The sequence below is a fragment of the Methylobacterium sp. 275MFSha3.1 genome (genome assembly GCF_900108435.1).
Lineage (GTDB): Bacteria > Pseudomonadota > Alphaproteobacteria > Rhizobiales > Beijerinckiaceae > Methylobacterium.
Genome location: NZ_FNWP01000002.1, coordinates 588300 through 610671, shown reverse-complemented (window position 1 = coordinate 610671; position 22372 = coordinate 588300). Strand labels below are relative to the sequence as shown.

Sequence of the window (22372 nt, the reverse complement as noted above, 5' to 3'; positions counted from 1 at the left end):
TGGCGACCGTTACGGCATGGTCCCGGTCCGGTGCAAGGGTCCGCACCCCGGATCCTTATCAGGGGTCGATGAGCCGCGTCGCCAGCGCGGGTGTCAGGCCGATGCTCTCGACAGGGTCGGGCCTCGACGGGGCCTGCCCGAATGCGCCCGCGGCCAGAACCGCGCGGGTCCCCGCCTCGACCGAGCAGATCACCGGAACGGGAACCTGCGGAGCGATCCGCGCGGCGAGCCCGGCCAGACCGGCACCGCCCAGGATGACCGACTCGGCGCCGGCCCCCGCGCAGGCGCGGCAGGCTTGGGCGAGGATCTCCAGGGCCGCGTCCGGGTCACGGGCGATGGTGCCGCCGCTCGGAGCCACCGTGCGGAGGGCCGCGAGGGCGTCGGCGAGGCCGAGCGCCGCCACGAACTCCCGCAGCATCGGCTCCCAGGCCGCGCCCCCGGTGACGATCCCGAAGCGACCGGACGCAGCGGCCTCGCGGCAGGCCGCCTCTGCCATGCCGATGACCGGTACCCGCGACAGCTCACGCAGGGCGAGGAGGCCCGGATAACCGAAGCAGGCCAGGTAGACCGCATCGCAGCCGGCGCCGTGCTCCGCGAGAGCGTCGAGGGCCGCGTGGCCGGCGATCGCCGCCGCCGCCCGGCTCGCGATGTAGCGGGCTCCGAACCGGCCGGTGACGGCGCGCAGCTCCGCACGGCCGCCGAGCTGAGTGCGGACATGGCCGGCGACGAGATCGGTGACGTGCGCACTCGTGTTCGGGTTGATCAGCAGGATGCGCATCCGGGCCTCCGCGCTCGCGTCCGCGCATGAAAAAGCCCCCGGGGCTCGGGGCACCGGGGGCTCGTCTCAATCGATCGGTCGGCTCAGTGCGCCACGAAGGCGGCGCCGTCCTCTTCGGTCCGGGCGGGCTTGGCCACCGGGAGCGGCTCCTCCCACTCGATCGCCTCGGGCTGACGGACCAGCGCCTTCTCCAGCACCTGATCCATCCGCGACACGGGCACGATCTCCAGCCCGTTCTTCACGCTGTCGGGCACCTCGGCGATGTCCTTGGCGTTCTCCTCGGGGATCAGCACCGTCTTGATGCCGCCGCGCAGCGCGGCGAGCAGCTTCTCCTTCAGGCCGCCGATCGGCAGGACCCGGCCGCGGAGCGTCACCTCGCCGGTCATCGCGACGTCGCGACGGACCGGGATCCCGGTCAGCGTCGAGATGATCGCGGTGGCCATGGCGATGCCGGCCGACGGACCGTCCTTCGGGGTCGCCCCCTCGGGAACGTGGACGTGGATGTCGCGCCGGTCGAACAGCGGCGGCTCGATCCCGAAATCGATCGCCCGGGAGCGGACGTAGCTCGCCGCCGCCGAGATCGACTCCTTCATCACGTCCTTCAGGTTGCCGGTGACCGTCATCTTGCCCTTGCCGGGCATCATGACGCCCTCGATCGTCAGCAGCTCGCCGCCGACCTCGGTCCAGGCCAGACCCGTCACCACGCCGACCTGATCGTCCGCGTCGATCTCGCCGTAGCGGAACTTCGGCGGGCCGAGGAAGACCGGAAGGGTCTCCACGTTCACCGCGACCGACTTGGTCTTGGTGATCAGGATCTCCTTCACCGCCTTGCGGATCAGGTTAGACAGCTCGCGCTCCAGGTTGCGGACGCCGGCCTCCCGCGTGTAGCGGCGGACCAGCATCATCAGGCCGTCGTCGTCGATCGACCACTCGTGCGTCCCGAGGCCATGCTTCTTCAGGGCGTTCGGGATCAGGTGCTTGCGCGCGATCTCGACCTTCTCCTCCTCGGTGTACCCGGCGATGCGGATCACCTCCATCCGGTCCATGAGCGGGCCCGGGATGTTGAGGGTGTTGGCCGTGGTCACGAACATCACGTTCGAGAGGTCGTAATCCACCTCCAGGTAGTGGTCGTTGAAGGTGCTGTTCTGCTCAGGGTCGAGCACCTCGAGGAGCGCCGCCGACGGATCGCCGCGGAAGTCCATGCCCATCTTGTCGATCTCGTCGAGCAGGATGAGCGGGTTCGAGGTCTTGGCCTTGCGCATCGACTGCACGATCTTGCCGGGCATCGAGCCGATATAGGTCCGACGGTGACCGCGGATCTCGGCCTCGTCGCGCACGCCGCCGAGCGACATCCGGACGAACTCGCGACCCGTCGCCTTGGCGATGGACTTGCCGAGCGAGGTCTTGCCGACGCCGGGGGGACCGACGAGGCACAGGATCGGGCCGGTGAGCTTGTTCGCGCGCTGCTGCACCGCGAGGTACTCGACGATCCGCTCCTTGACCTTGTCGAGGCCGAAATGATCCTCGTCGAGCAGCGCCTGGGCGCCGAGCAGGTCCTTCTTGATCTTCGAGCGCTTGCCCCACGGGATGCCGAGCATCCAGTCGAGGTAGTTGCGCACGACGGTCGCCTCGGCCGACATCGGCGACATCTGGCGCAGCTTCTTCAGCTCGGCCGTCGCCTTGTCGCGGGCCTCCTTGGAGAGCTTGGTCTTCTCGATCTTCTCTTCCAGTTCGGCCAGCTCGTCGCGGCCATCCTCGGAGTCGCCCAGCTCCTTCTGGATCGCCTTCATCTGCTCGTTCAGGTAGTACTCGCGCTGGGTCTTCTCCATCTGCCGCTTGACGCGGGTCCGGATGCGCTTCTCCACCTGGAGCACGGAGATCTCGCTCTCCATCAGCGACAGCACGCGCTCGAGGCGCTGCGCCACCGTGGGGGTCTCCAGGATGCCCTGCTTGTCGGAGATCTTGACGAGCAGGTGCGAGCCGATCGTGTCGGCGAGCTTGGACGGCTCGTCGATCTGGGTCACGGCGGAGACGACCTCGGGCGAGATCTTCTTGTTCAGCTTGACGTAGTTCTCGAACTCCGAGAGCACGGAGCGCGCGAGCGCCTCGGCCTCGACGCGGTCGCCGAGCTCGTCGTGGAGCGCCTCGGCGGTCGCCTCGTAGAACTCGTCCGAGCGGGTGAAGTCGACGACCTTGGCGCGGCCGACGCCCTCGACCAGCACCTTCACGGTGCCGTCGGGCAGCTTCAGGAGCTGGAGCACGGAGGCGAGCGTGCCGATCTTGTAGATGGCGTCGGTCGCCGGGTCGTCGTCGCCCGCGTTGATCTGGGTAGCGAGCAGGATGTGGCGGTCGGTGCGAACGGCCTCCTCGAGGGCGCGGATCGACTTCTCGCGGCCCACGAACAGGGGCACGATCATGTGCGGGAAGACGACGATGTCGCGCAGGGGGAGGACGGCGTAGGTGCCCGTCGAACCCGGGACCACCGGCTGGCGCGATTTCGACTGTGACATGTGACTTCCTCTCAGGGACGCCCAGGTTCGACGCCCCCATGCACGGAGCGCGCCTACAGCCGGGTGCCGACCGGGCCGCGAGGGTCGGATTTCGCTAACTTTGCGGCTGGCGACGCGGACCGGACCTCGAAGGAGCGTGCGGCCACCGCGCTGAGCCTGAGGTGGCTGCGAGGAAGCGCGTTTTCAAGGCGATCCCCGCAGCGCGCCCGGCCTGGGCCGGGCGCCTGATGCAACCCTGCCGAGTGCCTACGCGCTGACGCTCGCGGGCGTGTCCTTGTTGCGGTCGCCGTGGATGTAGAGGGGGCGCGACTTGCCCTCCACCACCTCCGGACCGATGACCACCTGCTCCACGGACTCGAGGCCCGGCAAGTCGTACATCGTGTCGAGCAGGATCGTCTCCAGGATGGAGCGCAGGCCGCGGGCGCCGGTCTTGCGCTCGATCGCCTTGCGGGCGACGAGCGACAGCGCCTCGTCCTGGAACGTCAGGTCGACGTTCTCCATCTCGAACAGCCGCTGGTACTGCTTGACCAGGGCGTTCTTCGGCTCCTGCAGGATCTTCTTCAGCGCGGCCTCGTCGAGGTCCTCCAGGGTCGCCAGGACCGGCAGACGGCCGACGAACTCGGGGATGAGGCCGAACTTCAGCAGGTCCTCCGGCTCGACCGAGCGGAAGATCTCGCCAGTGCGGCGGTCGTCCGGGGCCTGCACGGTCGCGCCGAAGCCGATCGAGGTGCCCTTGCCGCGCTGGGAGATGATCCGCTCCAGCCCCGCGAAGGCGCCGCCGCAGATGAACAGGATGTTGGTGGTGTCGACCTGCAGGAATTCCTGCTGCGGGTGCTTCCTTCCGCCCTGGGGCGGGACGGAGGCGACCGTGCCCTCCATGATCTTCAGGAGCGCCTGCTGCACGCCCTCGCCCGACACGTCGCGGGTGATCGACGGGTTGTCGGACTTCCGGGAGATCTTGTCGATCTCGTCGATGTAGACGATGCCGCGCTGGGCCCGCTCGACGTTGTAGTCCGAGGCCTGGAGCAGCTTGAGGATGATGTTCTCGACGTCCTCACCGACATAGCCGGCCTCGGTCAGCGTCGTGGCGTCCGCCATGGTGAACGGCACGTCGAGGATCCGGGCCAGCGTCTGCGCGAGCAGGGTCTTGCCCGAGCCGGTCGGCCCGATCAGCATGATGTTGGACTTGGCCAGTTCGACGTCGTTGTGCTTCGTCGCGTGGGCGAGCCGCTTGTAGTGGTTGTGCACCGCGACCGAGAGGACCTTCTTGGCGAAGTCCTGGCCGATGACGTAGTCGTCGAGGACGCGGCGGATCTCCTTGGGCGTCGGCACGCCGTCGCGGCTCTTCACCAGCGAGGATTTCGACTCCTCGCGGATGATGTCCATGCACAGCTCGACGCACTCGTCGCAGATGAACACCGTGGGGCCGGCGATCAGCTTGCGGACCTCGTGCTGGCTCTTGCCGCAGAACGAGCAATACAGCGTGCTCTTCGAGTCGTTGCCGCCAGTCTTGCTCATATCGGTCTCCGATTCCTCGCGTCCGCCGCCGGCAAGGGGCGGACGCGCATCGCATGAATGTAGGGGGCCCGTTTAAAGAAACAGTGTGCTGCGCGCCTTTGACCGAAGGGCCCGAACCTCGATGCAAACACGCTGCCGCGGCGGGATCAAGGCCGCGCCGCGGCGGTCAGGCGACGCGGGCCGGTCAGGCGGCCGCCGGCTCGGGACGCTTCTCGATCACCTCGTCGATGAGCCCGAACTCCTTGGCCGCGTCGGCGGTCATGAAGTTGTCGCGCTCCAGCGCCGTGTGGATCGTGTCGTAGTCGCGGCCGGTGTGCTTCACGTAGATCTCGTTCAGGCGCCGCTTCAGCGCCTCGATCTCGCGGGCGTGGATCAGGATGTCGGTCGCCTGCCCCTGGAAGCCGCCGGACGGCTGGTGGACCATGATCCGGGCGTTCGGCAGGGCGAAGCGGTGGCCCGGCTCGCCGGCGGTGAGCAGCAGGGAGCCCATCGAGGCGGCCTGGCCGACGCAGAGGGTCGTCACCGGGCAGCGGATGAACTGCATCGTGTCGTAGATCGACAGGCCCGAGGTGACCACGCCGCCGGGGGAGTTGATGTAGAAGGAGATTTCCTTCTTCGGGTTCTCCGCCTCGAGGAAGAGCAGTTGCGCCACGATCAGCGACGCGCCGTAATCCTCCACGGGGCCGGTGAGGAAGATGATGCGCTCGCGGAGCAGGCGGGAGTAGATGTCGAAGGCGCGCTCGCCGCGGCTCGACTGCTCGACGACCATCGGCACGAGCGCGTTGTTGTAGACGTCGATCGGATCTCTCATCTCATCCTGCCCCGGAGTGAGGCCCGGGGCTGCCGCGAATCAGGGCAGCCCCGGGCATGTCAGCGAACACCGGCGATGCTTAACCATCGCCTAACCCTTGCCCGCCGTCCTGGGACAGAGCGGGACTCAGTCGGCCTTGGCTTCGGTCTTGGACTCGCCCTTGGCCTCGGCCTTGTCTGCCGGCTTGCCGCCGGTCGTGTCGTCGTCATCTTCGTCCGCGAAAAGCGCCTCTTTCGAGACGGGCTCCTCGACGAGCTTGACCTGCCCGAGGACGTGGTCGACGACCTTCTCCTCGAACAGGGGCGCGCGGAGTTCCGCGAGCGCCTGCGCATTCTTCCGGTAGAAGTCCCAGACCTGCTGCTCCTGGCCCGGGAACTGCCGGACCCGGGCGATGAGGGCCTGGTTCACCTCCTCGTCCGAGACCTTGATATCGGCGCTCTCGCCGACCTGCGCAAGCACGAGACCGAGACGGACGCGCCGTTCCGCGATCTTCCGGTACTCGGCCTGGGCCTTCTCCTCGGTGGTGTCCTCGTCCTCGAAGGTCTTGCCGCGGGTCTTGAGGTCCTGCTCGACCTGGGCCCAGACGGCGGCGAATTCCTGGGCCACAAGCGACGGGGGCAGCTCGAAGGCGTACTTGCCGTCCAGCGCGTCGAGGAGCTCCTTCTTGAGCCGGCGGCGCGAGGCGGCCTCGAAATCCCGGCCGATCGCCTCGGACACGGCCTCGCGGAGCTTCTCCAGCGACTCCATGCCCATGGACTTGGCGAGCTCGTCGTCGATCTTGGCCTCGCCCGCCGCCTGGATCTTCGTGACGGTCACGTCGAACTCGGCGTCCTTGCCGGCGAGGTGCTCGGCCCCGTACTCGGCCGGGAAGGTGACCTTCACGAGCCGCTTGTCGCCGACCTTGGCGCCGACGAGCTGCTCCTCGAAGCCCGGGATGAACGAGCCGGAGCCGAGCTCCAGGTCGATGCCCTCGCCCTTGCCGCCCTGGAACTCCTCGCCGTCGATGCGGCCGACGAAGTCGATGGTGACGCGGTCGCCGCTCTGGGCCTCGGCGCCCTCATCGCGCTCGGTGAACGGACGGCTCTGGCCGGCCATGCGCTCCAGGGCCTCGTCGACCTCGGCGTCGGCGGGCTTGGCGACGAGCTTGGTCAGGCTGACGTCGGAGAGGTCGGCGAGCTCGAAGCTCGGCATCACCTCGAGGGCGACCTTGAAGGCGAGGTCGCCCTTGGCGTCGAGCGCCTTCTCGACCTCGGCCTGGTCGGTCGGGAACTCGACCTGCGGCTCCAGGGCGAGCTTGAGGCCGTTATCGGTGACGATCTGGCGGTTCGCCTCGTTGACGGCGTTCTGCACCACCTCGGCCATCACGGAGCGGCCGTAGACCTTGCGCAGGTGCGCGACCGGCACCTTGCCGGGACGGAAGCCCTTGAGCTGCACCTTGTCCTTCATGCCGGACAGCTCGTTGGTCAGGCGCTCCTCGAGTTCCTGGGCGGCCAGCAGAACCTGAAACTCGCGCTTCAGCCCCTGGGCGTTGATCTCGGTCACCTGCATCGTCGTCGTCGCTCTTCAAAGAAACCTGGGTTCGCCGGCCGGGCCGGCGTCGTGCTCGCGCGGACCGGGATGCCGAGATGTCGGGTACGGGGCGGAGGGTCCCGAGGGGACCGCAACCTCAGCAGAGGTCCTGGTGCGGGCGGAGGGGCTCGAACCCCCACGTCTTGCGACACTGGAACCTAAATCCAGCGCGTCTACCAGTTCCGCCACGCCCGCGCGCGCCGACATCCGGCGCATCGCCGGCCGCCGGAAGCGCGCCCTATAGCATGGGCCGGCGGGCCCGCAGCAAAAAACTTGCCCCTGTGGCGCGGGAGCCCGCGCGCCGCTAAGGAGCGGGTCCGTCGCGAGCCGCAGCCGAGATCCCATGCCGCCATCCCGCACCGTGCCGCCGACCGATTCGCGCGCCGGCACGCCGTCGCGACGAACCCTGCTCGCCGCCGCGGCGGCCTTCGGGCTCGCGCCGGAGGCCGCGCGGGCCCAGGCGCCGGCCGCCGCGCCGGGGACATCCGCGCCCGTCCAGCCGCAGCCCGAGCCCGCGCCGGCGGCCCTGCCGGCGGCGCCCGGCAAGGCCCGGTTCAGGCCGGACCCCGCACCCGAGACGGCGGTCTGGTGCTTCGACGGCAAGGCCCTGCCGCCCGTGGTCCGGGTGAAGCTCGGGCAGGCGTTGCGCCTCAAGGTCGAGAACCGGACCGACAAGCCGCTGTCGCTGCACTGGCACGGGGTGCGCAACGTCAACGCCATGGACGGTGTCGGCGGCGTGACCCAGGCGCCGATCCCGCCGGGCAGCGACTTCCTCTACATTTTCACGCCGCCGGATGCCGGCTCCTACCTGATCCGGCCCCTGGTCGTCGGCGGGGCGAGCGAGCCGTCGGGCCGGGGCCTCGCGGGCATGCTGGTCGTCGAGGAGACGAACCCGCCCGCGGTCGACGCCGACGTCAGCGTCGTCCTGCAGGACTGGCGGCTCCAGGACGACGGCACCCTCATGCCGTTCGGGCAGACGGCGCTCGCGGCCGCGCACGGGCGCCTCGGCAATCTCGTGACCGTCAACGGCAAGCCGGTGCCGGGCGCCTTCGAGGCGAGGCCCGGCTCCCGAATCCGCCTGCGTCTCGGCAATGCCTGCAACGCCCGGGCAACGCGCATCAAGTTCGAGGGCGTGAAGGTCTACGTGGCGGCGGTCGACGGCCAGCCCACCGACACGTTCGAGCCCCTGCGGGCGACCCTGCCCTTCCCGCCCGGCACCCGCTACGACCTGCTGGTCGACCTGCCGGAGGAGGAAGGCGCCACCTGCGAGATCCACGCGCTGATCGGCAAGGGCCTGGTCCTGGCGAGCGTCGTCACCAAGGGTGCTCGGATCACCGAGAAGCGACCCCCGATCGGGCCGATCGGCGAGAACAAGCGCCTGCCGGCCGAGATCAAGCTCCAGAACGCCCTGCGCCGCGACGTGGTGATCACCGGCGGCGCCTTCGTGCCGAAGGGCAAGGACGGAGTGAAGGACGGAGCCAAGGACGGCCCCGCGCCTGATCCGGTCTACACGGGCGACCCGCAGAAGATCTGGTCGGTGAACGGCGCGAGCGGCACCGCCGGCCTCGCACCGATCTTCTCGGTGAAGCGCGGGCAGGTGGTGGTGCTGGCCCTGCGCAACGAGACCGCCTTCCCGCAGGCCCTGCACCTGCACGGCCACTGCTTCCGCCTGCTCCATCCCCTGGACGACGGCTGGGAGCCCTACTGGCTCGACACGTTCCAGCTCCTGGAGGGGCGGACGGCCCGGATCGGCTTCCTGGCGGACAATCCGGGGCGCTGGCTGATCAGCGCCACGGTGCTGGAGCGGTTCGACACCGGCCTCTGGACGATGTTCGAGGTTACCTGAGCGGTCAGCCGCCGGGTCAGCCCCCGGTCGACGCGACGAGGTCGCGCAAGACCGCCGGCATCAGCTCGGGGATGTCCTCGGCGATCAGGCCCGGCCCGTGGCGCAGGCCGGCATCCCCGTGGAGCCAGACGCCCGCCGCGGCGGCCGCGAAAGGCTCCATGCCCTGCGCGAGCAGGCCGGCGATCAGGCCGCCGAGCACGTCCCCGGACCCGGCCGTCCCGAGATAGGGGCTGCCGTGGTCGTTGATGGCCGCACGGCCGTCGGGGGCCGCGATCACCGTGTCGGCCCCCTTGAAGACCACCACGGCGCCGGTGAGCGCGGCCGCCGCGCGGGCCCGGGCGACCTTGTCGGCGCCCTCGGCCATCGCGTCCGTCCCGTCGAAGAGCCGCGCGAACTCGCCGGCATGCGGGGTCAGCACGGCCCGCGCATCCCCGTCGGCGAGATGGGCGGCGAGCAGCGGCGCCTTGCCGGCGAAGCTCGTCAGCGCGTCGGCATCGAGGACGAGGCCGCGCCCGGCCGCGGCCGCCACGGCCACGCGCTCCCGGGTCGGCTCGCCGGTGCCGAGCCCGGGTCCCGCCAGGATCACGTTCAGCCGCTCGTCGGTGAGCAAGTCGTCGAGGTCGTCGGCGCTCTCGCAGGGCCGCAGCATGATCGCCGTGAGGTGGGCGGCGTTCTCGGGCAGCGCGGCGGTCGGGGACGCGACGGTGACGAGCCCTGCCCCGACCCGCAGGGCGCCGCGGGCGGCGAGCCGGGCGGCGCCGGTCTTGGTGGCCGGCCCGGACAGGACCAGGGCGTGGCCGCGGGTGTACTTGTGACTCGCGCCGGTGAGGTGCGGGACGTCCCGGCCCCAAAGGTCGGGCCCGTTCCGGTCGAGGGGCGCGCCGGCGGCCAGGCCCGCCTCCAGCGCCGCCGGGCCGGTCCCGATATCGGCGAGGCTGAGCTGGCCGCACAGGCCCCGCCCGGGCTGGAGCAGGTGCCCGGGCTTGAAGGTCACGAAGGTCACGGTCTCCACTGCCCGGATGGCGGCGCCGCGCACCGCGCCGGTATCGCCGTCGACCCCGCTCGGCACGTCGACGGCGAGCACCGGCATCCCGGCCTCGTTCACCGCCTCGACGAGCGCGCGGGCGGCGCCGTCGAGGTCGCGCGACAGGCCGGCGCCGAACAGGGCGTCGATCACGAGGTCGCCGGACGGCAGCGCGCCGCCCTCGGCCGGGCGCACCGGCCCCGTCCAGGCCGCGGCCGCGAGCGCGGCGTCTCCTGTCAGCGCCGACACCGCGCCGAGGCTGAGGAGCTCGACCGCGTAGCCGGCTTCGGCCAGCAGGCGCGCGGCCACGTAGCCGTCGCCGCCGTTGTTGCCCGGCCCGCACAGCACGACGACGCAGCCACCGGCCGGGAGCCTCGCCCGGGCGCGCCCGGCCACGGCGGCCCCGGCCGCCTCCATCAGCATCAGGCCCGGCACGCCGCCCTCGATTGCCGCGGCATCGACCCGCCTCATTGCCGCGACCGTCAGCAACCGCATATCCGTCTCCGCCTCTGCCCGTGCACCGATCAGCCCTGACTAAAATCGCGCCAGATTCCGGTGAAGCGCTCTAAGGATGTGCGTGCATCGCACAGCAAATAGGCACTATGGTCGGACACGCCGCGAAAACGGCGTGGCGAAGGCGTCACGAGGATGTTAGAAATGCCAGGCACCGCAGCGCAGGCCCGAGCGGCATGAAGAAGATCGAAGCGATCATCAAGCCTTTCAAGCTCGACGAGGTGAAGGAGGCGCTCCAGGAGGTCGGCCTCCAGGGCATCACCGTCATCGAGGCGAAGGGTTTCGGCCGTCAGAAGGGCCACACGGAGCTCTACCGGGGCGCCGAGTACGTGGTCGACTTCCTGCCCAAGGTGAAGCTCGAGATCGTGCTGTCCGACGCCCTGGTCGAGGGCGCCGTGGAGGCGATCCGCAAGTCGGCGCAGACCGGGCGCATCGGCGACGGCAAGATCTTCGTCTCGACGATCGAGGAGGCGATCCGCATCCGCACCGGCGAGACCGGCACGGACGCGATCTGACCCGAGCCCGCCCGCGGTCCAGGACCGCCGGCGGCCGCGCACCGCGCGACACTGCCTAAGATTTCGCACTGCGCGAATGTCCGGCATCGGCGCCTCCGGCCCTGGAGCGCCGCTTCCCGCACCCCACATCATCGAGAACGGCCGGCCCGATCGGCCGCTCGAACCGGTGCAGGAGGAAGTGCGATGGCCGCCACGGACCCGCGCGAGACCGCCAAGATCTACGATCTGTCCGCGTTCCGACGCGCGCGCGATACCGCCCGGGCGGCTCCGGAGGCGAAGCCCGCGCCCGTGCCGAGCTTCGGCGGAGGCGCGTGGTACCACGAGGCCGCCATCCGCGAGGACGAGCGCCCGCGGCGGTCCTGAGGCGGGGGAATTCGGGAGCGATGGCGCCCCTGCGGCCGTCGAGCAGGCCCGACGGGCTCCCTCACCCGACCCACTCATCCTGACGTGCCCGCGCCAGCGGGCTTCGAGAGGGCGCACGGCGGTCCGCGCGATCCCCGGAGGCCTCCGTCGAGGCCTGCGCCGCGCTCCAACCCCCAGGACGGGGTAGATCGGAAGCCCGTTACCCCGGAAACGGCGAAGCCGGACCCGAGGGCCCGGCTTCGCATCGTCTGTCGAAGCTCCGCGTCTTACGCGGCTGCAGCGGCCTCGGTCGGCACGGAAGCGATCGTCTTCAGCACCTGCGAGGCGATCTGGTAGGGGTCGCCCTGCGAGTTCGGGCGGCGGTCCTCCAGGTAGCCCTTGTAGCCGTTGTTCACGAAGGAGTGCGGCACGCGGATCGAGGCGCCGCGGTCGGCCACGCCGTACGAGAACTCGTGGATCGAGGCGGTCTCGTGCTTGCCGGTCAGGCGCATGTGGTTGTCCGGACCGTAGACGGCGATGTGCTCCTCGCGGGCGTTCTTGAACGCCTCCATGAGCTTCTCGAAGTAGGCCTTGCCGCCGTGCTCGCGCATGAACGCGGTCGAGAAGTTGCAGTGCATGCCCGACCCGTTCCAGTCGGTGTCGCCGAGCGGCTTGCAGTGGTACTCGACGTCGATGCCGTACTTCTCGCAGAGGCGCTGCAGGAGGTAGCGGGCCATCCACATCTCGTCGGCGGCCTTCTTGGAGCCCTTGCCGAAGATCTGGAACTCCCACTGGCCCTTGGCCACCTCGGCGTTGATGCCCTCGTGGTTGATGCCGGCGTCGAGACAGAGGTCGAGGTGCTCCTCGACGATCTTGCGGGCGACGTCGCCGACGTTCGAATAGCCGACGCCGGTGTAGTACGGGCCCTGCGGCGCCGGGTAGCCGGAGGCCGGGAAGCCGAGCGGGCGGCCGTCCTTGTACAGGAAGTACTCCTGCTCGAAGCCGAACCAGGCGCCGGCATCGTCCAGGATGGTGGCGCGCTTGTTGGACTCGTGCGGGGTCACGCCGTCCGGCATCATCACTTCGCACATCACCAGCACGCCGTTCTTGCGGGCCGGGTCGGGGAAGTGGCGCACGGGCTTCAGCATGCAGTCGGAGCTGCCGCCCTCGGCCTGCTTGGTGGACGAGCCGTCGAAGCCCCACATCGGGAGCTGCTCGAGGGTCGGGAAGCTGTCGAATTCCTTGATCTGCGTCTTACCGCGGAGGTTCGGGGTCGGCGTGTACCCGTCGAGCCATATGTACTCGAGCTTGTATTTGGTCATTCCGGTTCTCTCGTCCGTATCGATGCGCGACCTGGGCAACCCGGGAAGACGCGAACGGCTTGCCGCCTCGTCGACGGCTGCGGCCGCAATTGCATGGATCGTGCCAGGAAGGCCATTGCCGGAGAACAACGGTGCCCTAGAAACGGAGCTGCCGATCACGGTTACGAGATCGGGTGCGCGAACGGGCCGATCGTTTCATCCGTCGGCCGATTCCGCTGCCCGGCGGGTGGCAAGGTACGCCCGCGCCGGATATCAAGCGCCGCTTGCCGGTGCGCGCGACCGCGTGCGGGTGCGCCACGAGAGCCGATTCAGAGATCCCTGGAGGATGCCCACGATGACGACTGCGGCCGAGGTGCTGAAGACGATCCGGGACAACGACGTGCGTTACGTGGACTTCCGGTTCACCGACCCGCGCGGCAAGTGGCAGCACGTCACGTTCGACGTGTCGCTCATCGACGAGGAGATCTTCGACGAGGGCACCATGTTCGACGGCTCCTCGATCGCCGGCTGGAAGGCGATTAACGAGTCCGACATGCTGCTGATGCCGGATCCCGTCACCGCCACGCTGGACCCGTTCTTCTCGGCCGCGACCATGTCGATCGTCTGCGACGTGCTGGAGCCGGCCACCGGCGAGCCCTACGGCCGTGACCCGCGCGGCACCGCCAAGCGCGCCGAGGCCTACCTGCAACAGACCGGCATCGGCGACACGATCTACGTCGGCCCCGAGGCCGAGTTCTTCGTGTTCGACGACGTGAAGTTCGGCGCCGACCCGTACCGCACGGGCTTCGAGCTCGACTCCACCGAATTGCCGACCAACGGCTTCACCGATTACGAGGGCGGCAACCTCGGCCACCGGGTCCAGACCAAGGGCGGCTACTTCCCGGTGCCGCCGCAGGACTCGGCGCAGGACATGCGCGGCGAGATGCTCGCGGCCATGCAGTCCATGGGCGTGAAGGTCGAGAAGCACCACCACGAGGTGGCCTCGGCCCAGCACGAACTCGGCATGAAGTTCGACACGCTGACCCTGCTCGCCGACCACATGCAGATCTACAAGTACTGCATCCACAACGTCGCGCAGAGCTACGGCAAGTCCGCGACCTTCATGCCCAAGCCCGTCTACGGCGACAACGGCTCAGGGATGCACGTCCACCAGTCGATCTGGAAGGACGGCAAGCCGGTCTTCGCGGGCGACAAGTATGCCGGCCTGTCCCAGGAGTGCCTCTGGTACATCGGCGGCATCATCAAGCACGCCAAGGCGCTGAACGCCTTCACCAACCCGTCGACCAACTCGTACAAGCGCCTGGTGCCGGGCTACGAGGCGCCGGTGCTGCTTGCCTACTCGGCGCGCAACCGCTCGGCCTCCTGCCGCATCCCGTGGACCAAGAGCCCGAAGGCCAAGCGCGTCGAGGTCCGCTTCCCCGACCCGATGGCGAACCCCTACCTCGCCTTCTCCGCGCTGCTGATGGCCGGCCTCGACGGCATCCGGAACAAGATCGACCCGGGCCCGGCCATGGACAAGGACCTGTACGAGCTGCCGCCGCGGGAGCTGAAGAAGATCCCGACCGTGTGCGGGTCGCTCCGGGAGGCCCTGAACAGCCTCGACAAGGACCGGGCCTTCCTCAAGGAGGGCGGCGTGTTCTCGGACGACCAGATCGACTCGTTCATCGAGCTGAAGATGACCGAGGTCCTGCGCTACGAGATGACCCCGCACCCGATCGAGTTCGTGCAGTACTACTCGCTGTGATGTGAGAGCCGGCCGGGCACGAGGCCCGGCCCGGCACGCACTTCCGGGCCGGGGCCTCTCGCGGGGCCCCGGCCTTTTTCTTGGGGACGCTCAGGCGTTACCCCTCGCCGCCTCACCCGAGGCAGCCCGTGAGCGCCGAGACCGGGGCGGGACCGGTGCGGTCCCGGGCATGCCCGGCGGCCGGCTGCATAGGTGCCCGCGCACACGGAGCCCGAACGATGCTCACCCTCGACCACCTCGTCGTCGTCGCGCCCGACCTCGCGGAGGGCGTGGCCCATGTGCGGGACTGCCTCGGCCTCGCCATGCCCGAGGGCGGTCGCCACCGCGAGATGGGCACGCGCAACCACCTGCTGCGCCTCGGCGGCGCCCTGTTCCTCGAGGTGATCGCCGTCGATCCGGAGGCGCCGCCGCCGTCGGGCGCCCGCTGGTTCGGCCTCGGCGACGCGGCGCGGGTGCGGGCCGACTGGGATTCGGGCCGGCGGCTGCGCGGCTTCGTCGCCCGCGCGGACGATCTCGACGGCCTCCTCGCCGCGCACGGCGCGCTCCTCGGCGCGGCGGCGACGATGACCCGGGGCGACCTGTCCTGGCGCTTCGCGGTGCCCCCGGGCGGGGCGTGGCCGGCGGACGGTGCCGCGCCCTGCGCGATGGCGTGGGGACCGCGCGGCAATCCCGCCGCGACGATGCCGGATCTCGGCGCCGGTCTGGAGGCGCTCGTCCTGACGCATCCGGATCCCGACGCCGTCGCGGGGCTTCACGCGGCGCTGGGCCTCGACGTTCCACCACAGGTTGTGTCCGGCCCGGGCCCGCGCTGGACTGCCCGGATCAGCACGCCGTCGGGCCCGCGGACCCTGACCTGAGGGCGACGGACCCTCCTCGCCGGCCTGATCGGGTGGGCGACCGGCGAGGAGGGCCTGGCCGGGACTCGGAAGTCCAGGCAGCCACAACCTACCAGCGACTTATCGCGGTGCGGTGACAGGAAAGTCTCACTCCGCACAGGAAGTGTGCAGGCCCCGCCGGACCCTCAGGTGTGCGCGAAGATGTCGGTCTCGGGCCAGCCGTCGAGGTCGAGGTGCGCCCGCGTCGGCAGGAAGCCGAAGCAGGCGGCCGCGAGATCGGTGCGACCCTCCCGGGCCAGCATCGCGTCGAGCCGCTCCCGGGCCGCGTGGAGGTGGAGGACGTCCGAGGCCGCGTAGTCGAGCTGGGCCTGCGACAGGGTCTCGGCGCCCCAGTCCGAGGATTGCTGCTGCTTCGACAGGTCGACGCCGACCAGCTCGCGGACCACGTCCTTCAGCCCGTGGCGATCCGTGTAGGTGCGCGCGAGCTTCGAGGCGATCTTGGTGCAGTAGACCGGGCTCGGCATCACGCCGAGGGCCCTGTACAGGACCGCCACGTCGAACCGCGCGAAGTGGAAGATCTTCAGGATGCCGGGATCGGCCAGGACCCGCTTGAGCACGACCGGCTCCGGCCCGTCCTGCGGGATCTGCACCACGTCGGCCGTGCCGTCGCCGGTGGAGAGCTGCACCACGCAGAGGCGGTCCCGATGCGGGTTGAGACCGAGCGTCTCGGTGTCGATGGCCACCGCCCGCCCCGCGTCGTAGGTGGCGGGCAGGTCGCCGCGGTGGAGACGTACGGTCGGGCTCGGCATCGTTCTCGGACCTTGCGGGGTTTTCGGCCGGTAGCATCGGTGCCAAGTGCCGGCAAGCCGCGGACGATCCGCGCGGCCGGGACCGACAGGGAGCTGGACATGACGGCAGCCGAGGTGATCGCGACCCTGGGGTTGAAGCCCCATCCGGAGGGCGGCCATTACCGCGAGACGTTCCGCGATCCACGGACCGTCGACGGCCGTTCGGTCGGCACCGCGATCTACTTCCTGCTCGACCTCGGCGAGGTCTCGGCGTGGCACCGGGTCGACGCCACCGAGATCTGGCACTGGCACGCCGGCGCGCCGCTGGTGATCACCACGAGCCCCAACGGGCACGACGCCGAGGCCCGGCATCTCGGGCCGGACCTCGCCGCCGGGCAGCGCCCGCAATGCGTCGTGCCGGCCGGCCACTGGCAGACCGCCACCAGCCCGGGCGCCTGGACGCTCGTCGGCTGCACGGTCTCGCCGGGCTTCGACTTCGCCGGCTTCGAGATGGCGCCGCCCGACTGGCGGCCGACGCCGCGCGGATGATCCGCCGCTATCATGGCGGCGGCGCGCCGGGGCGTGCGGGGTCACGCCCCTGTCACCGTCCCCCTCTACCGGCGGCCTGAAACGGGAGGTTCGCGATGCGTGCGATCATGTTGGGGCTGGGGCTGCTTCTGGGAGCGGGCCCCGCGCTCGCCGGCGAGGCCGCCCAGCTCGGCCCCCGGCCCTTCTATCTCGTCGACCAGCTGAAGCCCGGCCCGCTCAAGGACAGGCTCGCCGCCTGCGGCGTCGACCGGACCTACACGCCCCGGACCTTCTCGATCTCGCACCGCGGCGCGCCGCTGATGTTTCCCGAACACACCCGGGAGGGCCTGCTCGCCGCGTACCGGATGGGCGCCGGGATCATCGAGTGCGACGTGGCCTTCACCAAGGACCGCCAGCTCGTCTGCCGCCACAGCCAGTGCGACCTGCACACGACCACCGACATCCTCGCCCGGCCCGAGCTCGCGGCGAAGTGCACGCAGGGCTTCACGCCGGCCGACCCGGCCACCGGGCGGAAGGCCTCGGCCAAGTGCTGCACCAGCGACCTGACGCTGGACGAATTCAAGTCGCTGAACGGGAAGATGGACGCGTCCGACCCGGACGCCACCACGGTGGCGGCCTACATGAACGCCACGCCGCGCTGGCGCACCGACCTCTACGCTGGCACCGGCACGCTGATGTCGCACAAGGAGTACATCGCGCTGGTGAAGGGGATGGGGCGGAAATTCACCCCCGAGCTGAAGGCGCCCCAGGTTCCGATGCCGTTCCAGGGCACCTACACGCAGGACATGTACGCCCAGCAGCTGGTCGACGAGTACCGGGAGGCCGGGATCCCGGCCTCCGACGTCTACCCGCAGAGCTTCCAGCTCCGCGACATCCTCTACTGGCTGGAGAAGGATCCGGAATTCGGCCGCCAGGCGATCTTCCTCGACGACCGGGACGAGACCGCGAAGGGCTTCGACCCCGAGAAGCCCGCCACGTGGCAGCCCGGCATGGCCGAGCTCGCCCGGAAGGGCGTGAAGATCCTGGCGCCGCCGCTGTGGATGCTGGTCCGGCCGGGCCCGGACGGGGCGATCGAGCCCTCGACCTACGCCCGGGAGGCCAAGGCGGCCGGGCTGGGGCTGATCGCGTGGTCGCTGGAGCGCTCGGGCCCCCTGAAGGGCGGCGGCGGGTACTATTACCAGTCGATCAAGCCGGTGGTCACCGGCGACGGCGACATCCTGCGGCTGCTCGACGTCCTGCACGGTCAGGTGGGCGTGCTGGGGGTCTTCTCCGACTGGCCCGCGACCACGACCTTCTACGCCAACTGCGTCGGCGCTCCTTAGCGCCGCCGCTCAGTCGGCCCAGAGGGCCACGAGGGAGAAGAGGCCGGCCATCACGAAGTTCACGATCAGGAAGCCGGTGATGATGAGGGCGAGCGTCATGGTGGCCTCGGAGGCGGCGCGGTCTGGGGGATGGGTGCGCGGCGCGGCCAGGTCTTCGTGGACCTGCGCCGCCCGCCGATGAGCCCCGCGGCGCGTCCGCGGGGCCGTGCGCGGTGTCCGCCTAGTGCGGGCTCAGCACGTGGAGGAGGTTGAACAGGTACTCGCCGCTCAGCGGCTTCCAGCCGAGCCGCCGCCGGATCAGGCCGTAACCCGCGCAGGTCAGAGCGGCGGAGCCGAGGACCGCGAGCGTGAACCAAGCGAGGCTGGCGGTCGCGAACCCGACGGCGATGCCGATCAGGGCCACGGTCACGAAGATGATCCGGCTCGGGTTGCGCGGGCCGCGCGTCGTCATGTCGGACATGGGAACCTCCCTCGATCCGGATCAGCGGGCGCGGCAGTTCGGGCCGTACCAAGTCATGGTCCGGCGATCCATGCCGCCGTCCGAGGAGGCGCCGCAGACGGGGAACCGCGCGTCGCCGGTGCGCTGCAGGCTCATGACCTTGTAGAGGTCCTGCTGCGCCTCGCGGCGGCGGTTCTGCTCGGCGAGCTGCGCCTGCCAGTACAGGTTGCTGTTGGACTGGGCGACGGCGCGCTGCTGGTGGAGCCCCATCATGCACTCGGCGAAGCCGTCGGTGCCGGGCTCGAAGCCGAAGGCGTAGCACTGGTTCTGATCCAGCGCGTGGCGCTCCTGCGGGGTGACGCAGGCCGCCAGCCCCAGGGCACAGGCCGCCGCGAGGCCGAGCTTCGCGATTGCGGGCAGCGCGGAGCGGTCGTCACGCATCGCGGTCGTGCGGGAAGAACAATTCTGGCTCGCGCCGATAAACTGAACGCTGAATTTACCGTGAAACCAGTTGTTCATGATCCTCAGGACCTCGATTTCTATCGGCAGGACCATCCGTGAGCCGATGGAAGGAGGTCTATACGAGGCCGTTCGAATTGTTCGTGTCTCAGAACACGCGGGCCGGCGGCTCGATCGCTGCCCGCAATGCCCGTTATCCCGCCCGACGCGCGATTCCGCACGCGGGGAAGGACTTTCGTCACGCTTGATGGGTCGGATGGTCCGGGCTCGCGACCACGGCCGGCGGCGCGCGGGCCGGACCGGCGCGTCCCGGCACGGTCGCCGGCAGGTGGGGCCGGCGCGGGGAGCGCCGTCGTCGGGCTCGGCCGCGCGGAGTGTCGGAAGGAACGCTCACCGGACGGAGAGATGCGCGTCCGGCGCGGTGGGGCGGCTCGCCCACAGGGCGGGCGCGCCGGGTCGATCCGGCGCGCCCGCGGCGATCAGACGAAGTGCTGGCCGCCGTTGATGGTCAGCGTCGAGCCGTTCACGAAGCCGGCCTCGTCGCTGGCGAGATACTCGACCGCGTGGGCGATCTCGTCGGCCTCGCCGAGGCGGCCGGTCGGGATCGTGGAGATGATCTTGTTGCGGATGTCCTCCGCCACCGCCATCACCATCTCGGTGGCGATGTAGCCGGGCGCCACCACGTTCACCGTGATGCCCTTCGAGGCGCTCTCCTGCGCGAGCGCCTTGGCGAAGCCGATCACGCCGGCCTTGGCGGCCGAGTAGTTGGTCTGCCCGGCCTGGCCCTTCTGGCCGTTGATCGACGAGATGATGATGATGCGGCCGAAGTTGCGGCTGCGCATGCCCTCGATCAGCGGACGGGTGCAGGTGAACATCGAGTCGAGGTTGGTCTTGATGACCGCCTGCCACTTCTCGAACGTCATCTTGTGGAAGGCACCGTCCCGGGTGATGCCGGCGTTGTTCACCAGGATGTCCACCGGGCCGAGTTCGGCCTCGATCGCCTTGATGCCGGCCTCGCAGCTCGCGAGATCACCCACGTCGAACTTGAAGACGGGGATTCCGGTCTCGGCCTTGAAGGCGTTGGCCGCCTCGTCGTTGCCGGCGTAGTTGGCGGCGACCTTGTAGCCCTTGTCCTTGAGCCGCTTCGAGATCGCCGCGCCGATGCCGCGGGTGCCGCCCGTCACGAGGGCGACGCGTCCTTGAGCCATTGTTTCCTCCTGTTCGCATCACTTGATGCCGCGTGCGGATGGCGTCCGCACGCGATTTTTTCTGACTTCGGCCTTAAGTCTATGTTGTGGGCCGATACTGTCGTGACAGACCGATCAGGTCCGCTCGACGCACATCGCCACGCCCATGCCGCCGCCGATGCAGAGCGTGGCGAGGCCCTTCTTGGCGTCGCGGCGCTTCATCTCGTGGAGCAGGGTGACGAGGACGCGGGCGCCCGAGGCACCGATCGGGTGGCCGATGGCGATGGCGCCGCCGTTGACGTTCACCTTCGCGTCGTCCCAGCCCATGTCCTTGTTCACGGCCAGCGCCTGGGCCGCGAAGGCCTCGTTCGCCTCGATCAGGTCGAGGTCGGACGGCTTCCAGCCGGCCTTCTCCAGGGCCTTGCGCGAGGCCGGGATCGGGCCGGTGCCCATCACCTTCGGGTCGACGCCCGCGGTCGCCCAGGACTTGATCCGGGCGAGCGGGGTCAGGCCGCGGCGCTCGGCCTCCGAGGCCGACATCAGCACCAGGGCGGCGGCGCCGTCGTTGAGGCCCGAGGCGTTGGCGGCCGTGACGGTGCCGTCCTTGGTGAAGGCCGGCTTCAGCTTGCCCATCGCCTCCAGGGTGGCGCCGTCGCGGATGTACTCGTCGGTGTCGACGATCGTGTCGCCCTTCTTGCCCGGCACCGTGACGGGGACGATCTCGTCCTTGAACCGGCCCTCCTTGCGGGCGGCCTCGGCCTTGTTCTGCGAGCGGGTCGCGAACTGGTCCTGCTGCTCGCGGGTGAGCTGGAAGGCCTGGGCGACGTTCTCGGCGGTCTGGCCCATGTGGTAGCCGTTGAAGGCGTCCCAGAGCCCGTCCTTGATCATCGTGTCGACGAGCTTCACGTCGCCCATCTTCTGGCCGCCGCGCAGGTACTGCGCGTGGGGCGACAGCGACATCGATTCCTGGCCGCCGGCCACGATGACCTTGGCGTCGCCGTTGGCGATCTGCTGCATGCCGATCGCGACCGTGCGCAGGCCCGAGCCGCAGACCTGGTTGAGGCCCCAGGCGGTGGCCTTCTCGGGGATGCCGGCCTTGATGGCCGCCTGCCGGGCGGGGTTCTGGCCGGCGCCCGCGGTGAGGACCTGGCCGAAGATCACCTCGTCCACCTCGTCGGGCGAGACCTTGGCGCGCTCCAGGGCGGCCTTGATCGCCGTCGCGCCGAGCTCGTGGGCCGGCACCGCCCCGAAGGCGCCGCCGAACGAGCCGACCGGCGTGCGCGCCGCCCCGACGATGACGATCTCTTCGCTGCCTGCCATGTGAACGTTCTCCTCTCGCGAGCCGGCGCGCCTTCCACGTCCCGGGGCGCGCTCTGTGCCGGCCCTGGGATGAAGGGCCTGAGGTGGGCGAAGTCAAGGTTGTGGATCAACGCGCCAAACGCGCCGATGACGCGACCGCGAGACTGAAATGGCGCGACCGCCCCGACCGCTCTGCATTATTCTGCGTTGAACAGCTGCAGTTTGCTGTTTTCTGCGCCCGGGGAAGGCTTTAAGGATCGTGTTGCGGGCGCGAAGACAGCCCCCGTCAGACAGCACCGCGCGTCTGCAACGCCCCCCGGTCCCGAGTCCAGAAAGGCCGTTCCCGATGGCGGATACCGTCAAGGCCACCCAGACCGTCATCAAGAAGTACGCCAACCGGCGCCTCTATCACACCGGCACCTCGACGTACGTGACGCTGGAGGACCTCGCCACGATGGTGCAGAACGGCGAGGATTTCGTCGTCTACGACGCGCGCACGGGCGACGACATCACCCGCTCGGTCCTGACGCAGATCATCTTCGAGCAGGAGAACAAGGCCGGCGCCGAGAACCTGCTCCCGGTGGCGTTCCTGCGCCAGCTGATCCGCTTCTACGGCGACAGCATGCGCACGATGGTGCCGAGCTTCCTCGAATTCTCCATGGCGAACTTCGCCAAGGACCAGGACGGCCTGCGCGAGAAGTTCGCCCAGAGCTTCGGCCCGGCGGCGTTCCAGAACGCCATCGAGCAGCAGGTGCGCACCAACATGAACTTCTTCGGCGATGCCATGAAGATGTTCACGGGCTTCGCCCCGCCCGCGCCGGGAGCCCAGCCGACCGCGCCGGCCGCGACTCAGCCTACATCCTACGGGGGCGGCGAGCTGGACGATCTCAAGCGCCAGATGCTGGAGATGCAGCAGCGCCTGGAAGCGCTCGCGAAAAAGTAATTCGGCCGGACCGACCGGACGAAGGGTTGACGATCGGTAAACGTCGGCCCCACCTTTG

At 69.8% G+C, this 22372-nt stretch carries 20 protein-coding genes and 1 tRNA gene; 8 read left to right on the top strand and 13 right to left on the bottom strand.

What is annotated here, in order from left to right; all coding sequences use genetic code 11:
• Positions 1-58: 58 nt before the first annotated feature.
• The 6 genes from BLW78_RS02870 to BLW78_RS02845 all read right to left on the bottom strand — a co-directional run bounded on the left by BLW78_RS02870 (position 59) and on the right by BLW78_RS02845 (position 7381).
• Positions 59-778, bottom strand: coding sequence for an aspartate/glutamate racemase family protein (locus BLW78_RS02870; protein ID WP_091676420.1), 720 nt, complete (start codon positions 776-778; stop codon positions 59-61).
• Positions 779-861: 83 nt separating this feature from the next.
• Positions 862-3288 (bottom strand): endopeptidase La, encoded by a 2427-nt coding sequence (gene lon / locus BLW78_RS02865; protein ID WP_091676417.1) that lies wholly within the window; start codon positions 3286-3288, stop codon positions 862-864.
• Positions 3289-3534: 246 nt separating this feature from the next.
• Complete coding sequence (clpX, locus tag BLW78_RS02860) at positions 3535-4806, bottom strand: ATP-dependent Clp protease ATP-binding subunit ClpX (protein ID WP_020090762.1); 1272 nt, start codon at positions 4804-4806, stop codon at positions 3535-3537.
• Between the two features lie 184 nt (positions 4807-4990).
• Complete coding sequence (locus BLW78_RS02855; protein WP_012322036.1) at positions 4991-5617, bottom strand: ATP-dependent Clp protease proteolytic subunit; 627 nt, start codon at positions 5615-5617, stop codon at positions 4991-4993.
• A 126-nt stretch (positions 5618-5743) separates the two neighbouring features.
• Positions 5744-7165 (bottom strand): trigger factor, encoded by a 1422-nt coding sequence (tig, locus tag BLW78_RS02850; RefSeq protein ID WP_091676414.1) that lies wholly within the window; start codon positions 7163-7165, stop codon positions 5744-5746.
• A gap of 131 nt (positions 7166-7296) precedes the next feature.
• A tRNA-Leu gene (locus BLW78_RS02845) sits at positions 7297-7381 on the bottom strand.
• 148 nt (positions 7382-7529) lie between these two features.
• Between BLW78_RS02845 and BLW78_RS02840 the strand changes: the two genes are divergently transcribed.
• Entirely contained in the window at positions 7530-9032 is a 1503-nt protein-coding gene (locus BLW78_RS02840; RefSeq protein WP_020090764.1) for a multicopper oxidase family protein, read from the top strand.
• Positions 9033-9048: 16 nt separating this feature from the next.
• On the opposite strand, the gene BLW78_RS02835 is transcribed toward BLW78_RS02840, so the two are convergent.
• Positions 9049-10551, bottom strand: a complete 1503-nt coding sequence (locus BLW78_RS02835) for an NAD(P)H-hydrate dehydratase (RefSeq protein WP_091676412.1) — start codon at positions 10549-10551, stop codon at positions 9049-9051.
• Between the two features lie 194 nt (positions 10552-10745).
• Here BLW78_RS02835 and BLW78_RS02830 point away from each other — a divergent pair, with 194 nt between their 5' ends.
• Both BLW78_RS02830 and BLW78_RS02825 read left to right on the top strand, forming a co-directional pair.
• Positions 10746-11084 (top strand): P-II family nitrogen regulator, encoded by a 339-nt coding sequence (locus tag BLW78_RS02830; protein ID WP_003600526.1) that lies wholly within the window; start codon positions 10746-10748, stop codon positions 11082-11084.
• Positions 11085-11267: 183 nt separating this feature from the next.
• Positions 11268-11447: a DUF2735 domain-containing protein gene (locus BLW78_RS02825; RefSeq protein ID WP_091676409.1), complete on the top strand. Its 180-nt coding sequence runs from the start codon at positions 11268-11270 to the stop codon at positions 11445-11447.
• Positions 11448-11713: 266 nt separating this feature from the next.
• Here BLW78_RS02825 and BLW78_RS02820 read toward each other — a convergent pair whose 3' ends face one another.
• Positions 11714-12748, bottom strand: a complete 1035-nt coding sequence (locus BLW78_RS02820) for a glutamine synthetase beta-grasp domain-containing protein (RefSeq protein WP_012322031.1) — start codon at positions 12746-12748, stop codon at positions 11714-11716.
• A 334-nt stretch (positions 12749-13082) separates the two neighbouring features.
• On the opposite strand from BLW78_RS02820, the gene glnA reads away from it, so the two are divergent.
• Positions 13083-14492 carry a type I glutamate--ammonia ligase gene (gene glnA, locus BLW78_RS02815; RefSeq protein ID WP_012322030.1) on the top strand — a complete coding sequence of 470 codons (1410 nt, stop codon included), beginning with the start codon at positions 13083-13085 and terminating at the stop codon, positions 14490-14492.
• A gap of 218 nt (positions 14493-14710) precedes the next feature.
• Positions 14711-15349 carry a VOC family protein gene (locus BLW78_RS02810; RefSeq protein ID WP_091676407.1) on the top strand — a complete coding sequence of 213 codons (639 nt, stop codon included), beginning with the start codon at positions 14711-14713 and terminating at the stop codon, positions 15347-15349.
• 164 nt (positions 15350-15513) lie between these two features.
• On the opposite strand, the gene BLW78_RS02805 is transcribed toward BLW78_RS02810, so the two are convergent.
• On the bottom strand, positions 15514-16137 hold the full coding sequence (locus BLW78_RS02805; protein WP_091676404.1) for a ribonuclease D: 624 nt from the start codon (positions 16135-16137) through the stop codon (positions 15514-15516).
• A 99-nt stretch (positions 16138-16236) separates the two neighbouring features.
• Here BLW78_RS02805 and BLW78_RS02800 point away from each other — a divergent pair, with 99 nt between their 5' ends.
• Positions 16237-16665: a cupin domain-containing protein gene (locus BLW78_RS02800; RefSeq protein ID WP_091676399.1), complete on the top strand. Its 429-nt coding sequence runs from the start codon at positions 16237-16239 to the stop codon at positions 16663-16665.
• Between the two features lie 95 nt (positions 16666-16760).
• Positions 16761-17987, top strand: coding sequence for a glycerophosphodiester phosphodiesterase family protein (locus tag BLW78_RS02795; protein ID WP_091676396.1), 1227 nt, complete (start codon positions 16761-16763; stop codon positions 17985-17987).
• Between the two features lie 220 nt (positions 17988-18207).
• Here BLW78_RS02795 and BLW78_RS02790 read toward each other — a convergent pair whose 3' ends face one another.
• From BLW78_RS02790 to BLW78_RS02775, 4 genes are all read right to left on the bottom strand, one after another.
• Positions 18208-18447: a hypothetical protein gene (locus BLW78_RS02790; RefSeq protein WP_091676395.1), complete on the bottom strand. Its 240-nt coding sequence runs from the start codon at positions 18445-18447 to the stop codon at positions 18208-18210.
• A gap of 21 nt (positions 18448-18468) precedes the next feature.
• On the bottom strand, positions 18469-18867 hold the full coding sequence (locus BLW78_RS02785; protein WP_091676392.1) for a hypothetical protein: 399 nt from the start codon (positions 18865-18867) through the stop codon (positions 18469-18471).
• A gap of 497 nt (positions 18868-19364) precedes the next feature.
• Positions 19365-20093, bottom strand: a complete 729-nt coding sequence (phbB, locus tag BLW78_RS02780) for an acetoacetyl-CoA reductase (RefSeq protein ID WP_020090774.1) — start codon at positions 20091-20093, stop codon at positions 19365-19367.
• A gap of 114 nt (positions 20094-20207) precedes the next feature.
• Positions 20208-21392 carry an acetyl-CoA C-acetyltransferase gene (locus BLW78_RS02775; protein WP_091676390.1) on the bottom strand — a complete coding sequence of 395 codons (1185 nt, stop codon included), beginning with the start codon at positions 21390-21392 and terminating at the stop codon, positions 20208-20210.
• Between the two features lie 325 nt (positions 21393-21717).
• Here BLW78_RS02775 and phaR point away from each other — a divergent pair, with 325 nt between their 5' ends.
• The gene (gene phaR, locus BLW78_RS02770) at positions 21718-22314 is read left to right on the top strand and encodes a polyhydroxyalkanoate synthesis repressor PhaR (protein WP_020090776.1); all 597 of its coding nucleotides are present in this window, start codon (positions 21718-21720) and stop codon (positions 22312-22314) included.
• Positions 22315-22372: the final 58 nt, after the last annotated feature.

Bases quoted from the DNA above. Each gene is read 5' to 3' on its own strand.
- BLW78_RS02800 (WP_091676399.1), top strand. From the start codon at position 16,237: ATGACGGCAGCCGAGGTGATCGCGACCCTGGGGTTGAAGCCCCATCCG.
- glnA (WP_012322030.1), top strand. From the start codon at position 13,083: ATGACGACTGCGGCCGAGGTGCTGAAGACGATCCGGGACAACGACGTG.
- BLW78_RS02775 (WP_091676390.1), bottom strand. From the start codon at position 21,392: ATGGCAGGCAGCGAAGAGATCGTCATCGTCGGGGCGGCGCGCACGCCG.
- BLW78_RS02825 (WP_091676409.1), top strand. From the start codon at position 11,268: ATGGCCGCCACGGACCCGCGCGAGACCGCCAAGATCTACGATCTGTCC.
- BLW78_RS02820 (WP_012322031.1), bottom strand. From the start codon at position 12,748: ATGACCAAATACAAGCTCGAGTACATATGGCTCGACGGGTACACGCCG.
- BLW78_RS02835 (WP_091676412.1), bottom strand. From the start codon at position 10,551: ATGCGGTTGCTGACGGTCGCGGCAATGAGGCGGGTCGATGCCGCGGCA.
- BLW78_RS02830 (WP_003600526.1), top strand. From the start codon at position 10,746: ATGAAGAAGATCGAAGCGATCATCAAGCCTTTCAAGCTCGACGAGGTG.
- clpX (WP_020090762.1), bottom strand. From the start codon at position 4,806: ATGAGCAAGACTGGCGGCAACGACTCGAAGAGCACGCTGTATTGCTCG.
- BLW78_RS02840 (WP_020090764.1), top strand. From the start codon at position 7,530: ATGCCGCCATCCCGCACCGTGCCGCCGACCGATTCGCGCGCCGGCACG.
- phaR (WP_020090776.1), top strand. From the start codon at position 21,718: ATGGCGGATACCGTCAAGGCCACCCAGACCGTCATCAAGAAGTACGCC.
- BLW78_RS02870 (WP_091676420.1), bottom strand. From the start codon at position 778: ATGCGCATCCTGCTGATCAACCCGAACACGAGTGCGCACGTCACCGAT.
- BLW78_RS02790 (WP_091676395.1), bottom strand. From the start codon at position 18,447: ATGTCCGACATGACGACGCGCGGCCCGCGCAACCCGAGCCGGATCATC.
- lon (WP_091676417.1), bottom strand. From the start codon at position 3,288: ATGTCACAGTCGAAATCGCGCCAGCCGGTGGTCCCGGGTTCGACGGGC.
- BLW78_RS02805 (WP_091676404.1), bottom strand. From the start codon at position 16,137: ATGCCGAGCCCGACCGTACGTCTCCACCGCGGCGACCTGCCCGCCACC.
- phbB (WP_020090774.1), bottom strand. From the start codon at position 20,093: ATGGCTCAAGGACGCGTCGCCCTCGTGACGGGCGGCACCCGCGGCATC.
- BLW78_RS02785 (WP_091676392.1), bottom strand. From the start codon at position 18,867: ATGCGTGACGACCGCTCCGCGCTGCCCGCAATCGCGAAGCTCGGCCTC.
- BLW78_RS02855 (WP_012322036.1), bottom strand. From the start codon at position 5,617: ATGAGAGATCCGATCGACGTCTACAACAACGCGCTCGTGCCGATGGTC.
- tig (WP_091676414.1), bottom strand. From the start codon at position 7,165: ATGCAGGTGACCGAGATCAACGCCCAGGGGCTGAAGCGCGAGTTTCAG.
- BLW78_RS02795 (WP_091676396.1), top strand. From the start codon at position 16,761: ATGCGTGCGATCATGTTGGGGCTGGGGCTGCTTCTGGGAGCGGGCCCC.
- BLW78_RS02810 (WP_091676407.1), top strand. From the start codon at position 14,711: ATGCTCACCCTCGACCACCTCGTCGTCGTCGCGCCCGACCTCGCGGAG.